The sequence below is a fragment of the Agromyces sp. Marseille-P2726 genome (genome assembly GCF_902809835.1).
GTDB lineage: Bacteria > Actinomycetota > Actinomycetes > Actinomycetales > Microbacteriaceae > Agromyces.
This window is the reverse complement of the sequence record NZ_CADDWM010000013.1, coordinates 91612-106357: the sequence shown is the minus strand read 5'-3', so window position 1 is coordinate 106357 and position 14746 is coordinate 91612. Positions and strand designations below refer to the sequence as shown.

Annotated in this window: 13 protein-coding genes; 5 read left to right on the top strand and 8 right to left on the bottom strand. The window is 70.5% G+C overall.

The window, feature by feature from the left end; all coding sequences use genetic code 11:
- Window positions 1–181 precede the first annotated feature (181 nt).
- The gene (locus HUS56_RS08540; RefSeq protein WP_173922987.1) at window positions 182–865 is read left to right on the top strand and encodes an amidase domain-containing protein; all 684 of its coding nucleotides are present in this window, start codon (window positions 182–184) and stop codon (window positions 863–865) included.
- Window positions 866–1146: 281 nt separating this feature from the next.
- Here the strand turns inward: HUS56_RS08540 and HUS56_RS08535 are convergent, their stop codons facing one another.
- From HUS56_RS08535 to HUS56_RS08505, 7 genes are all read right to left on the bottom strand, one after another.
- A complete protein-coding gene (locus HUS56_RS08535) occupies window positions 1147–2178 on the bottom strand; it encodes a sugar phosphate isomerase/epimerase (RefSeq protein ID WP_173922986.1) in 1032 nt (343 codons plus the stop codon).
- Window positions 2175–3044 (bottom strand): sugar phosphate isomerase/epimerase, encoded by an 870-nt coding sequence (locus tag HUS56_RS08530; RefSeq protein WP_173922985.1) that lies wholly within the window; start codon window positions 3042–3044, stop codon window positions 2175–2177. The genes HUS56_RS08535 and HUS56_RS08530 overlap by 4 nt, the downstream gene beginning before the upstream one ends.
- A gap of 466 nt (window positions 3045–3510) precedes the next feature.
- Window positions 3511–4719, bottom strand: a complete 1209-nt coding sequence (locus HUS56_RS08525) for a substrate-binding domain-containing protein (protein ID WP_173922984.1) — start codon at window positions 4717–4719, stop codon at window positions 3511–3513.
- Window positions 4719–5852, bottom strand: a complete 1134-nt coding sequence (locus HUS56_RS08520) for an ABC transporter permease (protein ID WP_173922983.1) — start codon at window positions 5850–5852, stop codon at window positions 4719–4721. Before HUS56_RS08520 ends, HUS56_RS08525 begins: the two co-directional genes overlap by 1 nt.
- Window positions 5849–6970 (bottom strand): ABC transporter permease, encoded by a 1122-nt coding sequence (locus HUS56_RS08515; protein ID WP_173922982.1) that lies wholly within the window; start codon window positions 6968–6970, stop codon window positions 5849–5851. The genes HUS56_RS08520 and HUS56_RS08515 overlap by 4 nt, the downstream gene beginning before the upstream one ends.
- Complete coding sequence (locus tag HUS56_RS08510; protein WP_254431363.1) at window positions 6967–8523, bottom strand: sugar ABC transporter ATP-binding protein; 1557 nt, start codon at window positions 8521–8523, stop codon at window positions 6967–6969. Before HUS56_RS08510 ends, HUS56_RS08515 begins: the two co-directional genes overlap by 4 nt.
- Window positions 8520–9626 carry a Gfo/Idh/MocA family protein gene (locus tag HUS56_RS08505; RefSeq protein ID WP_173922981.1) on the bottom strand — a complete coding sequence of 369 codons (1107 nt, stop codon included), beginning with the start codon at window positions 9624–9626 and terminating at the stop codon, window positions 8520–8522. Before HUS56_RS08505 ends, HUS56_RS08510 begins: the two co-directional genes overlap by 4 nt.
- A gap of 116 nt (window positions 9627–9742) precedes the next feature.
- Here HUS56_RS08505 and HUS56_RS08500 point away from each other — a divergent pair, with 116 nt between their 5' ends.
- From HUS56_RS08500 to HUS56_RS08485, 4 genes are all read left to right on the top strand, one after another.
- Complete coding sequence (locus HUS56_RS08500) at window positions 9743–10930, top strand: ROK family transcriptional regulator (RefSeq protein ID WP_173922980.1); 1188 nt, start codon at window positions 9743–9745, stop codon at window positions 10928–10930.
- A gap of 166 nt (window positions 10931–11096) precedes the next feature.
- Window positions 11097–11747: a YqaJ viral recombinase family protein gene (locus tag HUS56_RS08495; RefSeq protein WP_254431384.1), complete on the top strand. Its 651-nt coding sequence runs from the start codon at window positions 11097–11099 to the stop codon at window positions 11745–11747.
- Window positions 11744–12541 (top strand): alpha/beta fold hydrolase, encoded by a 798-nt coding sequence (locus HUS56_RS08490; RefSeq protein WP_173922978.1) that lies wholly within the window; start codon window positions 11744–11746, stop codon window positions 12539–12541. Before HUS56_RS08495 ends, HUS56_RS08490 begins: the two co-directional genes overlap by 4 nt.
- 190 nt (window positions 12542–12731) lie before the next feature.
- Window positions 12732–13727, top strand: coding sequence for an NADP-dependent oxidoreductase (locus HUS56_RS08485; RefSeq protein ID WP_173922977.1), 996 nt, complete (start codon window positions 12732–12734; stop codon window positions 13725–13727).
- 99 nt (window positions 13728–13826) lie between these two features.
- Here HUS56_RS08485 and HUS56_RS08480 read toward each other — a convergent pair whose 3' ends face one another.
- Window positions 13827–14738, bottom strand: coding sequence for a helix-turn-helix domain-containing GNAT family N-acetyltransferase (locus HUS56_RS08480; RefSeq protein WP_217423966.1), 912 nt, complete (start codon window positions 14736–14738; stop codon window positions 13827–13829).
- Between the last annotated feature and the right edge of the window lie 8 nt (window positions 14739–14746).

The window sequence follows — 14746 nt, the reverse complement described above, 5'->3', positions numbered from 1 at the left end:
CGATTCCATCGTCGCCAGTGGTCGGCGTGCATCGCGGGTTCGGGCCAACTCGACGTGGCCGGTTCGGGCCATCTGCCCTGATGGAGGCGATGCACAGGTGCGGGACCGTACCGTTGAAGCGATGCCCTCCGCCTTCCAAGACCGTGCTCCTCGCCGACCGTTGATGCGGCGGGTGGCAGCGATGGCGGCCGTCCTCGCCGCGGGTACCGGAGTCGGCGTCGCGGCCGTCGTCGCCGGGATCGCGCCGGCCCCGGCCCCCGCCACGAGCGCAGGCGACGTCGCCGCCGGCGGGGCATCCGGCACGGCGGAATCTCAGGCCGATGAGGCCTCGGCGGGCGGCCGCGACACGGCCGGAATGAGCATGGGCGTCGCCGAGCAATTCGAGTACGTCCGCGAGCACTGGGACGCCACCGACAGCGATCAGTTCGGCTTCCTCCCGGAGAACGACTGCATGAACTTCGCCAGCCAGTCGCTACTCGTGCGAGGCTGGGCTCCCGACGACGATTGGTGGTACGACGAGTCGGGCGACGAGTGGTCGCATCCGACCGCGTGGGTCAGCTCGACCTCCTTCATGGAGTACGCCGAGCAGCACCCCGAACGGGCGACGGCCCTCACCGACGACCAGCGCGACCAGGTGAAGGTCGGCGACCTCGTGCAATTCGACTGGGACGACTCGGGCGATCGTGACCACACGGGCGTCGTCACGTCAGTCCGGACCGAGCTCGACGGCTCCATCACGATCGAGTACGCCGGTCACACGGATGCCACGTGGGACCGCTCGGTCGACTGGGCGATCACCACCTACCACCCCGGTGGCGTCGCGTACTACTGGAGCATCCCCGACACGCCCCCGCTCGTCGAGTAGCGCCCGGCACAGCCCCGCTCGTCGAGACGGCCCCGACACGCCCCGCTCGTCGAGTAGCGCCCGGCGCAGCCGGACGCGTATCGAGACGTCGCTCGTCGAGTAGCGCCCGGCGCAGCCGGACGCGTATCGAGACGCCCCCGGAGCCCCGCTCGTCGAGCAGCGCCCGGCGCAGCCGGACGCGTATCGAGACGGCCCCGGCCACGCCCCCGACGCCGCAATGCGTCTCGATACGCGTCGCCTTCGGCGGCGCTACTCGACGACCGACCGCGTTCGGCGTCGCGCTACTGGTTGGAGAACGCGGCGTCGAACGACGCGGTCGGGAGCGGCCACAGCAGCGAGCGGATGAAGCCGACGGCCTCCTTCGCGCCGTGCAGGCGGTCCATGCCGGCGTCCTCCCACTCGACCGAGATCGGTCCCGCGTAGCCGATCGCGTCGAGCGCGCGGAACGCGTCCTCCCAGGGCACGTCGCCGTGTCCGGTCGACACGAAGTCCCAGCCGCGACGAGGGTCGCCCCAGGGCAGGTGCGATCCGAGCACACCGGCACGACCGTTCGTCGGTCGCAGGCGGGTGTCCTTGCAGTCGACGTGGTAGATGCGGTCCTTGAAGTCGAGGATGAAGCCGACGGGGTCGATGTTCTGCCACATCATGTGGCTCGGGTCCCAGTTGAAGCCGAAGGCGTCGCGATGGTCGATCGCGTCGAGGGTGCGAACCGAGCTCCAGTAGTCGTACGCGATCTCGCCGGGATGCACCTCGTGTGCGAAGCGCACCCCCTCGGCGTCGAACACGTCGAGGATCGGATTCCAGCGCGCGGCGAAGTCCTCGAAGCCTCCCTCGATCACCGATGCCGGAACCGGCGGGAACATGGCCACGTACGGCCAGATCGACGAGCCCGTGAAGCCGACCACGGTGTCGACGCCGAGGGCCCGAGCGACCCTGGCCGATCGCTTCATGTCCTCGGCGGCGCGCTGCCGAACGCCCTCAGCGTCGCCGTCGCCCCAGGTGTACGGCCGCAGGATCGCCTCGTGCCGGAAGTCGATGGGTGCATCGCACACGGCCTGACCGGTGAGGTGGTTCGAGATCGCGAAGACCTGGAGGCCGTGGCGCTTCAGGATCTCGCGGCGTTCCTCGAGGTACCCCGGCTCCTCCTCCGCGAGTTTCAGGTCGAGGTGATCGCCCGAACAGGCGATCTCGAGTCCGTCGTATCCCCACTCGGCGGCGAGGCGCGCGACCTCCTCGAACGGGAGGTCGGCCCACTGGCCGGTGAAGAGCGTGACGGGGTGCGAGCCCGCCCCTGAGTCTGCCGAAGCCGTCATCGTCGTTCCCTTTCGTCCTGCAGTGCGGTCAGGTAGCGGATGCTGCGCTCCGCGAGCTCGTCCTGGGATGCCGCGAGCGGCCGCCACACCGACGCGGCGACCGCGATGGTGGCGTTCTCGCCGGTGAAGCTCTCGAGCCCGAGGGGCCCGTCGTATCCGACGTCGTCGAGCGCGTCGAGGAAGGCCGGCCAGTCGAGGTGGTCATCGCCGACCGCGCCCCGGTCGTTGCCGCAGACCTGCACGTGCGCGAGGTGCTCGCCTGCCGCGCGCACGGCAGCGCCGATGTCCTTCTCCTCGATGTTCAGGTGGTAGCTGTCGAGGGCCAGTCCGAGCCCCGTGCCGAGCAGCGGCCCGAGCGCCTCGAGCGCCTGCTCGACCGTGTTCACGAGGCTCGTCTCGTAGCGGTTCAGTGGTTCGATGGCGAGGCGGATGCCGCTGCGCTCCGCCGTTCGCACGAGGGGTGTGAGGCTCGTGCGCAACTCGCGGTAGCGCGCCTCGCGTTCCTCGGCGTCCATGCGCCAGGCACGCCCCGTCGCCGCGGTGAACGGACCGGCGACAACCCGGGAACCGAGTCGTTCGGCCACACGGATGCAGTGCACGAGGTAATTCTGCGTCGCCACGACCTCGGAGCCGGGAGCGGCGACGAGGTTCCGCCCGGGCCCCATCGCGCCGATCACGACGGGGGCGAGCCCGTGCTCGGCGAGCACGTCGGCCGCGGCATCCGTCGACCAGTCCCCCGGCTGCTCGACCGGCAGCTCCAGCGCGCCGAACCCCATGCCCGCGGCCTTGGACGCGATCTGGACGAGCGCCGCGTCGTCGAGCGGCGACGTCCAGACCCAGGTGTTCACGCCGATAGTGCGGCGCATGCGGCCTCCTTGGTGACGCGGGGTGGTCAGTAGCGCCGCCTTGGCGACGCCCGGTGGTCGAGTAGCGCCGCCCTGGCGACGCCCGGTGGTCGAGTAGCGCCGCCCTGGCCACGCCCGGTGGTCGAGTAGCGCCGCCCTGGCGACGCACGGTGGTCGAGTAGCGCCGCCTTGGCGACGCACGGTGGTCGAGTAGCGCCGCCTTGGCGACGCACGGTGGTCGAGTAGCGCCGCCTTGGCGACGCGTATCGAGACCAAGCCGGCCGATCTCGATACGCGTCCACCTGCGGCGGTCGCTACTCGATCACCGGGCACCGATCTCGATACGCGGCCACCTGCGGCGGTCGCTACTCGATCACCGGACACCGATCTCGATACGCGTCCACCTGCGGCGGTCGCTACTCGATCACCGGACACCGATCTCGATACGCGTCCACCTGCGGCAGTCGCTCCTCGATCACCGATTCGGCTACGGGATCACCCGATCCTGCCAGACCTGCGGGTAGCCGGGCAGGTCCTCGCCGCCGAACTTCGCGTAGTGGCCGTCGGGCATGCCCTCGTTGGCCGCGAGGTACTGGTCGACCTCCTCAGCGGGGATCGGCTCCTGCGGGAGCACCCACTCCTTCGGCACCTGCTGGCCCGCGAAGATCATCTGCGCGGCGAGCAGCGGCGTGCGCCACTGGAAGTTGGAGTACACGGGGGCGAGACCGGTGAGTCCCGTCTCCTTCCACTTACGGAGGAAGCTCATCTCGTCCTCGCCCGTCATCACGGGGTAGTCGACGCCGGCGTCCTCGAACGCCTCGATGGCCGCGACGGCGCCGTCACCGGCATCCATCCACACGCCCTGCACGTCGCCCTTGGCGAGCTCGTCGGAGATGATCTTCTTGATCTCGGCGGGGTCGGCACCGGTGAAGTAGTCGACCGCCTCGATGCCGGCCTCGTCGAACAGCTTCTCGGCCGCGGCCCAGCGCTGCTCGAGCACGTCGACACCCGGGAGGATGCGGAGTGCCACCACCTTGTCGCCCTCCTCGAGCTCGTCGATGAGGAACTCGGCCGTGTCGATGCCCCACGCGAATCCACCGATCGGGTGGATGAACGTGACCGGGCAGTCGGTCTGCACGCCGCGGTCGAAGACGATCACGGGCTTGCCGGTGTCGCAGGCGCGCTCGACCGCGGGCGTCATCGCCGCGGTCGAGTTCGGCGAGATGATGAAGACGTCGCAGTTGCCCTCGTTGATGAAGTAGTCGATGTCGGCGATCTGCGTGTCATCGGAGTCCTGCGCGTCGCGCGTCTCCATCTCGGAGATGGCGCCGGCCTGCTGCAGCACCTGCAACTGCTGGTTCATCGTGATCCAGCCGGTCTGCCGCCACGGGTTCGAGATGGAGGCGTTGGCGAAGCACGCCTTCTTCGGGCCCGTGCTGGCGAACTGCGCGGTGTCGACCATCTCGGGGTTGATCATCTGGAGCCACGGCTGGTCTTCAGGACCCTCGGGAACGACGTCGCGCTCCGCGTCCTGCTTGTCGAAGAGCTCCTGGTCGAACCACTCGACCTCCTCCTCCTCGGTGGGTGCGGCGTTGTCGGTCGCCGGACCGACGTTGGGATCGGTGGTACAGCCGGCGAGCGTGAACAGCGCGAGAGCGCCGACCATGGCGGATGCCACAGTGAACCTGCGTCGCATCACGAACCTCCCTTGGTTTCGTTGTCAGCCCTCTGCGTGGAGGGGTTGGGGGCAGGGTGAGCAGGATCCGGGTTCGGATCGGGCCCCTTCGCACCGGTTGAAGCAACGGGCGAAGTCTCGAGCGCGCGGCCACGACGCCGAGCGCGGAAGGTCGTCGCTGCGTAGGCGACGGCCAAGATGATGATGGCGCCCTGCACCGCATCGCGGTACGTCGAGGGCACGCCGGCGAAGTTCAGCAGCGTGAACAGGGCCTCGAGGGCGAACGCGCCGGCCGCTGCCGCGACGACCCAGCCTCGCCCGCCGCCGAGCACGACACCGCCGAGCACGACCGCGGTGATCGCGGTGAACTCGTAACCGCGGCCGACGCTCGGGTGCACGCCCGCGTAGCCGACGAGGAGCACCCCCGCGACCGTCGCCGAGAGCGACGAGATGATGAAGGTCGACGTCTTCACCCACCAGCTGCGCGTGCCCGAGAACCGGGCGGCCGTTGGGTTGTCGCCGAGGGCGATGATCGTGCGACCGAACGGCCGACGCGCGAACCAGACGGCGACCGCGAGGACCACCACGAGGATCACCACCGACCACGGGAGGATGTCGATCACGGGAAGGTCGCGGATGCCGCCCCGGCCGATCTGGCGGAAGCTGTCGGCCGGGTTGCCGGTCGCCGCGCCGCCGGTCCAGTAGAGCGTGGCGCCGAGGAGGGCGAGCATCATGCCCAGGGTGACGATGAAGCTCGGCACCTTGAGGAACGAGACGATGAGGCCGTTCACGAGCCCGATGAACGCGCCGAACGCGAGCATGAACAGCAGCACGGGGATCGAGTTGGCGTCGTTCTGCCCGATGAGGTTGCCGGCGATCACCACCTGTGCCGTGACCACCGAGCCCATCGACAGGTCGAACTCGCCGCCCACGATCACGAAGTACTGGCCGATCGCCACGATCGCCACCGGCGCCACGCGCTGCACGAACCGGATCAGCTGAGAGGGGTCGGCGAACGACGGGTTCAGCACCGTGATGGCGACGAGCAGCACGATGAGCAGGAGGAACACGGCACCCCGCGGGCTGATCAGCACGCGAGCGAATCCGGCGAGGCGACGGCCGAAGGTCGGCGATTCGGATGTCACGGCGCTCATGACTGCTCCTCCTGGCTGCGTTCGACGGCGGTCGTACCCACGCCCGCGTTGCCGCCGCCCGGGCCTTCCCCTCGTGCGATGCCGCCGCCCGAGGCATCCGTCGCTCCTGAAGCGGTGAAGCGCGGCCGACGACGCTCGGTGACCCGAGCCGTGTAGACGGCCACGGCCGCGACGATGACGATGCCTCGCACGACGTCCTTCAGGAACGGGTTGACCTGCATGACGCTCATGACGTTGTCGACGACGGCGAAGATCGCGACGCCGCCGATCGTTCCCCAGATCGAACCGCGACCACCCATGAGCAGGGTGCCGCCGAGCACGACCGCCGCGATGGAGAGCAGATCGTAGCCACCCTGGGTGCCGACCGTCGGGCTGCCGACACCGAGGCGGCTGGCGAGCAGGAGCCCCGCAAGGGCGGCGGTCACCGAGCAGAGCACGTGCGCGACGATCAGCGGGCGAGCGGTGCGGATGCCGCTCAGACGCGCCACCTGCTCGTTGCCGCCGACCGCGAACATGTGGTTCCCGGTGCGGGTGCGGGCGAGGTAGAACGCGGCGACGACGGCGACGGCGAGCATGATGATCGTCGAGATCGGGACGGGCCCGACTCCCGTCGCGCCGATGTACTGGAACTCGGGCGGCACGAGCCCGCTCGTGCCCTTGTAGTTCGTATCGAGGTAGCCCTTGATGATGAGACCCGTACCGAGTGTGGCGATGAACCCGTTCACCCGGAGCTTCGAGACGATGAGCCCGTTCGCGAGTCCGACGATCACGGCGAACGCGAGCACGGCGAGCACCGCGATGGGGATGTTCGCCGGGTTGCCCGCCATGAGGTCGGCCGCGATGAGGCTCGAGAGGCTCACGACGTAGGGGACCGAAAGGTCGAGCGATGCGCAGAGGATCACGAAGGTCTGGCCGATCGCGACGAATCCGAGCACGCTCATGCCGGTGAGGATGTCGCGGATGTTGCCAGCGCTGAAGAAGTTGCGGCCGACACTCGCGACCAGGATGGCGCCGATGACGATGACTCCGATGAGCGCGATCCCCACGATGAGGCTCGCGTCGAGGCGGCGGCGGCCTCGCCGCGCCGGCGTCGGGGCCGGGGTCGTCGTGGTGCTCACAGCGCCTCCTCCCCGCCCACGCGGAGCGTTCCGGTCGCGGCCGAGAGGATCGTCGCCTCGTCGCTGCGGGCGGGCAGCTCGGCGGATGCGCGGCCGTCGTGCATCACGATGATGCGGTCGGACATGCCGATGACCTCGGGCAGCTCGGAGGAGATCATGAGGATCGCGACCCCCTCCTTGGCGAGACGGCGCATGAGCTTGTAGACGGCGACCTTGGCCCCCACGTCGATGCCGCGCGTCGGCTCGTCGAGGAGCACGACGCGTGGGTTCGTCGCGAGCCATTTCGCCAGCACGACCTTCTGCTGGTTGCCGCCCGAGAGGTACTGCACCTCTTGGTCGACGCCTCGCGACGCGACCTCGAGCGACGAGAGCACACCGGGCAGCTCACGACGCACCGCTGTCGTGCGGCGGGCGAACACCGACCGGATCACGAGCAGCGCGTTGTCGGCGACCGACTGGTTCAGCGCGAGCCCCTGGGCCTTCCGATCCTCGGTGATGAGCGCGACGCCCGCCTTCACGGCCTGACGCGGCGATGTCATGCGCACCGGCTTGCCGTCGAGCAGCATCTCGCCGCGGGTGAAGGGCACGACGCCGAACACGCCCTCGACGAGTTCGGTGCGGCCCGAGCCCTGCAGGCCGGCCACGCCGACGATCTCGCCGGCCCGCAGTTCGAGGTCGATGCCGTCGACGTACCCGTTGCCGACGCCGCGCAGCTCGAGGCGCGGCTCGCCCACCTCCGTGCCCTCCTCGGCATCGGGGAAGTACGCGGAGATCGGGCGGCCGACCATGCGGCGAACGAGCTCGTCGGTGTCGAGCTCCGACGCCGGCCCCGTCGAGACCAGGGCGCCGTCCTTCAGCACGGTGATGGTGTCGCAGAGGTCGAAGATCTCCTTCAGCCGGTGCGAGACGTAGAGGATGGCGACACCGCGCTCCTGGAGGCGGCGGACGATCGCATAGAGCAACTCGACCTCGTGGTCGGCGAGGGCCGCGGTCGGTTCGTCCATCTGGATCACCCGCGCGTCGACCGAGAGCGCCTTCACGATCTCGACGATCTGCTGCTCTGCGACGGTGAGGGTGCGCACAGGCGCATCGGGATCGACGCCCTCGATGCCGAGCTCGTCGAGCAGCGCGCGCGTGGAGCGGACCATCGCCTTGCGGTCGACGAACCCGCCCTTGCGCGGCTCTCGTCCGAGGAAGACGTTCTGCGCGACGGTGCGCTCGGGCAGCAGGTTGAACTCCTGGAACACCGTGGCGAGCCCGGCGCGCGCGGCCTCGACGGGGTGATGGAAGCTGACCTCCTGGCCCCCGAGCGTGATGGTGCCGGCGTCGCGCTCGTAGACGCCCGCGAGGATCTTCATGAAGGTCGACTTGCCCGCGCCGTTCTCGCCGACGAGGCCGTGCACCTCGCCGGGCCGCAGCGTGAGCCCGACATCGCGCAGCACCGTGACGCCGAAGAACGACTTCTCGAGTCCCTCGGCGACGAGCACCGGCTCGGCCTGCTCGAGCGCGCTCGCTGAGGTCGACGAGCGCGGCATGGGTGCGTCGGCGTTCATGCGGCCACCTCCTGCCAGGTGCCGGATGCCGCGGAGGCGAGCACGGCCTCGGTCACTCGCACCGCGCGCAATCCGTCATCGAAGTTCGGGAGCCCCTCGGGGGATGCCCCGCCGATCGCGGCGTACGCATCGGCGATGAACGCGTTGAACGCGTCCTGGTAGCCCATCGGATGCCCCGCCGGCACGATCGCGAGCCGAGCGGCGTCGGGTGCGAGACGGGCCGGATCACGTTCGACGATGCTCGAGGCATCGGTCCTGCCGATCCAGAGCTGCTCGGGGTGCTCCTGCTCGAAGCGGATGCTCGCGTCGGTGCCCGACAGTTCGACGGACAGGCCGTTCTTGTGGCCCGGGGCGACCTGCGACACCAGCAGGGTGCCGACGGCACCGGAGGCGAGTTCGATGACCACGGCGACCAGGTCCTCGGTGGCGATGTCGGCGTTCGTGGAGCGCTTCTCGTACACGGTGCGCGTCGAGGCGTTGAGTCGCACGATGCGGTCGCCCGAGACGAATTCCGCGAGGTCGACGAGGTGCGAGCCGATGTCGGCGAAGGCGCGCGACGGTCCGCCGAGGGCGACATCGACCCGCCAGTCGTCGTCGTGCCTGTCGGAGAGCCAGTCCTGCAGGTAGGCGCCGTGCACGCTCAGCAGCCGCCCGCTCTCGCCGCGGGCGACGCGGGCGCGAGCCTCGCGCGCCATGGGGTGGAACCGGTACACGAAGGGGACGGCGGCCACGAGCCCGCGCTCGGCAGCGAGTTCGACGAGCGCCGCGGCATCCGCCGATGTCGTGGCGAGCGGCTTCTCGCAGATGACGTGCTTGCCGGCCTCGAGTGCGGCGCGGGCGATCGAGGCGTGCGTGGTGTTGGGCGTGCAGATGTGGATCACGTCGATGTCGGCATCGGCGATGAGCGCATCGACGGAGTCGAACGCCGTGTCGAGGCCGAGGCGGTCGGCGGCGGAGCGGGCGCTTCGCGGCGACGAGGATGCCGCACCGGCGAGCCCGGCCCCTGCGGCCCGAGCGCCTCGGGAGTGCACGGCAGCCATGAAGCCGCCGCCGACGAAGCCGGCACGCAGCGTGGCGGTCGGGGCGATGACGTGCGATGTCATGACGGCCATGCTGACACAGGGCGTACAACTTCTGCTACCCGATTGATAAAAGTTGTTTGCCTTGTGACACCTTCGTTATCGGCCACCCCGGGTTCTGCGTGTGCTTTACTCGGAGAATGGTCGACATCAGCCGAGGATCGGCACTCGGCACGTCAGGAGCGAGCGAGCTCTTCCAGCTGCTGCGTGACGGTGTTCCTCGCACGCGCGCGTCGCTCGCCCAGTCGACCGGCCTCGCCCGCTCCACCGTGGCGGCTCGGGTCGACGAGCTCATGCAGCTCGGTCTCGTCACGCCGGTGGCCGATGCCGCATCCACCGGCGGACGTCCGCCCTCGCAGTTCGCCCTGAATCCCGCAGCGCGCATCGTGCTGGCCGCCGACCTCGGCGCGTCGCACGCCACGATCGCGGTCTCCGACCTGGCCGGCTCGCCCCTCGCCGAGCGAAGCGAACGCCTCGACATCGCCCAGGGGCCCGAGGCGGTGCTGGGCTGGATGGTCGAGGCGGGGCTGGCACTGATCCAGCAGCTCGGTCGCGACCGGCACGAACTGGCCGCCATCGGCATCGGCGTTCCGGGGCCGGTGGAGCACTCGAGCGGACGACCCGTGAACCCGCCGATCATGCCCGGCTGGGATCGTTTCGACGTGCCCGGGTGGGTGCAGCAGCACCTCGAGGTGCCCGTGCTCGTCGACAACGACGTGAACATCATGGCGCTCGGTGAGCGTGCCCTCGCGTGGCCCCACGTCGAGCACATGGTCTTCGTGAAGGTCGCCACCGGCATCGGCTCGGGCATCATCTCCGGCGGACTGCTGCAGCGGGGGGCGCAGGGCATCGCAGGCGACATCGGCCACGTGCGCGTGGCTCGTGGCGCCGATGTTCCGTGCCACTGCGGCAACCGGGGATGCCTCGAGGCGCTCGCGTCAGGTCCGGCGATCGCGCGGGCCCTGCGGGAGGAGGGCGTGGCGGTGCACTCGGGCAACGACGTCGTCGACCTCGTGAAGCGCGGCGACCTCGCCGCGATCCAGGCGGTGCGGCAGGCGGGCCGCGACATCGGCGAGGTCCTCACCGCATGCGTCAGCCTGATCAATCCGTCGGTCATCGCGATCGGCGGCTCGATGGCGAGGGCAGGCGAGCACCTCATCGCCGGCGTGCGTGAGGTGGTCTACACGCGCTCGATGCCGCTCGCGACCGAGCACCTCGCCATCGTGCAGTCGGCGGCAGCCGAGAATGCGGGCGTGCTCGGGGCGAGCATGCTCGCGATCCATCACGCCCTCTCCCCCGAGGGCATCGACGCGCTCGCGGCGCGCTGACGCGCCGTTCGGTCGTCGAGGAGCGCCCGGCGCCGCCGGACTCGCATCGGGACGCGGGCGGCGGCCATGTCGGCACGCCGTCGACGGCCGTCGGGGGTACGCTCGAACCGTGCCCGATACGCCCTTCGCCCTCTTCGATCTCGAGGGCGCGGCGACGGCGGTCCACATCCCCCCGCCGCCCGTTCGGCATGCACACGAACTGCGCATCGTCGCCGACGCGAACGACCGCGTGGCATGGATCCGCGAGCGATCGCGCGGCATCACGGCGACGGATGCCGCGAAGCTCTCCTCACGCGCGGCGGTCCGCTCGGCCGCGTGGGAGAAGCTCCACGGCACCGGCGGGTTCGGCGGCAGCCGCTTCACCGACCACGGTCGCCGGCGCGAGCCCGTGATCGCCGAGTGGGTTCGGTGCACGCACGGCATCGAGCCGTCGAGCCTGCTGTTCCACGCGGCATCCGATCGCCGTCATCTCGCAACGCCCGACGGCCTCAGCGTCGCCGACGACGGCACGCCCGTGCTCTGCGAGATCAAGACGACGTCTCGACCGTGGCGCGGCATCCCGCGCGGCTACCTGCGGCAGGTGTGGTGGCAGCAGTACGTGCTCGGCGCCGAGCGCACCCTCGTCGTGTGGGAGCAGCACGACGACTTCCGGCCCGTCGGCGACGAGCCCCGGTGCCGGTGGGTCGATCGTGACGATGACCAGATCGCCATCCTCGTGCGGCTCGCCGACGAGTTGCTGCTGGCGCTGCGACCCGACGGCGTCGCACGCGAGGAGCCGTCGTACCGATCGTTCTACCGGCCGGGCCCGCTGGCGTGACGACGGTACTCCTGCACGGACTCGGGTCCGACCGTCGCCAGCCGCTGGGCATCTTCGAGTCCATGATCGAGGAGGTCGAGGGCGTCGACGAGCTGATCGTCGCCCCCGACACGCGCGCGCACGGCGGATTCCTCGAGGTCGGCGAGCCGGCTGACTTCGCCCTCGACCGGCTCGCAGCCGAGGTGTCGCAGCGGGTTCCGGTGGCGATGGCCGAGGCCGGGCAGGGCGGCGGGCCTGCGGCATCCGAGCCGGTGACGCTCATCGGCATCTCGATGGGTGCGGCGATCGGCCTGCGCATCATGCTGCAGGGGCTCCTTCCCGTTCGTCGCGCGGTGTTCGTGCGGCCGGCGTTCGACGACCGGTCGCTGCCCGACAACCTGCGGCCCTTCCCCGTCATCGGTCAACTCCTCGCCGATGCTGGGCCTGCCGGAGCCGTCGAGTTCCAGGAGCGCGGGCTCTTCCAGCGCGTCGCCGCCGAATCCCCCGCGGGCGCCAAGGCCCTGCTCACGCAGTTCCAAGCGCCCGATGCCGCCCGCCGGGCCATGCGGCTCGTCGAGATCCCGCGCAACCGCGCGTTCGTGACCGACGCCGAACTCGCCGAACCCGCCGCTCGCGGCATCCCGTCGCTCGTCGTCGGCGCACCGCGCGACCCTGTGCACCCGTTCGCGATCGCCGAACGCTGGGCTGGCGGCCTCGGCGCCTCACTCGAGGCGATTCCCGCCCGCGATGACGGCCAGGCTGCCCAGACGGCGGTGTTGCGCGAGCGCGTCGCGCGATGGCTCGAACACCACTGACGTTCGGCGTCGCCGAAGCAGGCGCCGTGCCTGGAAGCAGGGTCGAAGGCCCCTGTTCCGGATGCCGCCCCGGCGTGTCGCCCTGCTTTCCAGACGCACGCCGGCCTTGCAAGCCCGCGTCCCGGACGCACGTGGGCGCGGCGCGTCGTGCTGCATAGTGGTGGGAAGTGCCGAGAACGGAGAGACGAGGATGTCGGACACGATGCGGGCGCTGGTCATCGATCGCACCGGCGCGGCGGATGAGCTGCACATCGCCGAGGTGCCCAAGGCGAGGCGGGTGAGCGACGAGGTGCTCGTGCGGGTCGTGACCGCCGGGGTGAACCCCATCGATGCCAAGACGAGGGCGGGCCGCGGCGTTGCCGCCGCGATCGACGCGTTTCCCGTCGTGCTCGGCAACGACGTGGCGGGCATCGTCGAGGCCGTGCCGTACGCCGCCCACCCGCTGCAGCCGGGCGACCGCGTCTACGGCATGGGCCGCGTTCCGCGGCTCAGCGGCACCTACGCCGAGTACGTCGCGATCTCGTCGATGAGCCTCGCGCCGATGCCACGTTCGCTCGGGTTCGCCGAGGCGGGCGCGGTACCGCTCGCCGCCCTCACGGCGTGGGGCGCCGTCGTCGACACGGCGGGCGTCGGCGACGGCCGGCGCATGCTCATCCATGCGGGCGCCGGCGGAGTGGGGCATTTCGCGGTGCAGTTCGCCCGGCACTTCGGCGCCGAGGTGACGGCGACGTGCTCCGCCGACAACGTCGATTTCGTGCGCGGCCTCGGGGCGCATCACGTGATCGACTACCGCTCCGAACGCTTCGAGGACGTGGCCGGAACGCAGGATGTCGTGATCGACCTCATCGGCAACGTCGCCGACGACACGGGCACGCGCTCGCTCGACGTGCTCGAGCCGAACGGCCTCATCGTCACCGTGCCGACCGGGGCGTGGCCGACGATGGCCGAGGAGGCGGCGGCTCGCGGCATCCGTGCGACCGGTTACTCGGTCTCCCCCGATGCGCGCACCCTCGAGATCATCACCGGCCTGATCGACGATGGTGCGGTTCGCGTGCACGTCGAGCGCGAGTTCCCCCTCGAGCAGGGCGCCGAGGCGCACCGCGTTCTCGAGGCGGGACACGTGCGCGGGAAGCTCGTGCTCCGGGTGGCGCCCGATCCCGCAGGCGAGCAGCAGCCCGTACGCTGAGCCGTGCCATAGGGGTCCGGCGGCCGTGGGCGGGGCGGCTCGACGAGCCAAGCGAGCCGGCGAGCGCGCCCTGACCCCGGCCGCGCTTCTCGAACCGCGCTAGCCGAGCTGCTTCTCGAACCAGTGGTCGGCGTAGTGCTCGTCGTTGAACGGCTCGACCTCGACATAGCCCGCCGCCCGGTACATGGCGAAGGCCTCCGTCAGGCCCGCATTCGTCTCGAGGGTGACGGATGCCGCACCGTGATCGCGCGCCGCCCGCTCGAGCGCCTCGAGGATGCGCCGTCCGACGCCCATGCCGCGCACGGCGTCGTCGACCCACATGCGCTTGATGTACGCCGGCGCACCGTCGTGGAAGAGCACCGCGCCGCATCCGATCGCCCGACCGTGCAGCCGCGCGAGCACGAATCCACCCGTCGGCTCGGCGAACTCGTGCGTGTCGGGGTGCAGGCTCAGACCCGGATCGAATCCGCCCGGGAAGCGGCGGGCGAGCTCATCGTAGTAGGCGGTGAGGCACCTGCGGGCATCGTCCGACGCGGCATCCGCCGGCTCGACCTGTACCAGCGCCGCGTCGAGCAGTCTCGAGACGGTGTCCATCGCGTCGACGAGCCGCCGCTGCTGCCCGGCGCTCAACGGGGTGAGCAGCGACGCGGCGAGCTCGTCGCTGCGCCGGTCGAGCTCGACGCGTTCGGCACGGCCCGCCTCGGTCAGCCTGACCCTGCGCACGCGCGTATCGGCGCGGGACGGCTCCACGGTGACGAGGCCCTCGCGCTCGAGCGAACGGAGCAGCCGGCTGAGGTACCCGCTGTCGAGTTCGAGGCGTTCCCGGATGTCGCGGATATCGACGCCCTCGTCGTCGACCTCCCACAACACGCGGGAGCTGCCCAGCGAGCGAGAGCTGCCGAGGTAGTGGTCGTGCAGCGCGCCGATACGCGTCGTAACCGCGCGGTTGAACGCGCGCACCCGACCGATCGCCTCGGATTCCAGCGCCACGGCGACTCTCGGCCCACCCATATCTCTGA

Bases quoted from the DNA above. Each gene is read 5' to 3' on its own strand.
- HUS56_RS08485 (WP_173922977.1), top strand. From the start codon at position 12,732: ATGTCGGACACGATGCGGGCGCTGGTCATCGATCGCACCGGCGCGGCG.
- HUS56_RS08505 (WP_173922981.1), bottom strand. From the start codon at position 9,626: ATGACATCGCACGTCATCGCCCCGACCGCCACGCTGCGTGCCGGCTTC.
- HUS56_RS08525 (WP_173922984.1), bottom strand. From the start codon at position 4,719: ATGCGACGCAGGTTCACTGTGGCATCCGCCATGGTCGGCGCTCTCGCG.
- HUS56_RS08520 (WP_173922983.1), bottom strand. From the start codon at position 5,852: ATGAGCGCCGTGACATCCGAATCGCCGACCTTCGGCCGTCGCCTCGCC.
- HUS56_RS08530 (WP_173922985.1), bottom strand. From the start codon at position 3,044: ATGCGCCGCACTATCGGCGTGAACACCTGGGTCTGGACGTCGCCGCTC.
- HUS56_RS08540 (WP_173922987.1), top strand. From the start codon at position 182: ATGGCGGCCGTCCTCGCCGCGGGTACCGGAGTCGGCGTCGCGGCCGTC.
- HUS56_RS08480 (WP_217423966.1), bottom strand. From the start codon at position 14,738: ATGGGTGGGCCGAGAGTCGCCGTGGCGCTGGAATCCGAGGCGATCGGT.
- HUS56_RS08500 (WP_173922980.1), top strand. From the start codon at position 9,743: ATGGTCGACATCAGCCGAGGATCGGCACTCGGCACGTCAGGAGCGAGC.
- HUS56_RS08510 (WP_254431363.1), bottom strand. From the start codon at position 8,523: ATGAACGCCGACGCACCCATGCCGCGCTCGTCGACCTCAGCGAGCGCG.
- HUS56_RS08535 (WP_173922986.1), bottom strand. From the start codon at position 2,178: ATGACGGCTTCGGCAGACTCAGGGGCGGGCTCGCACCCCGTCACGCTC.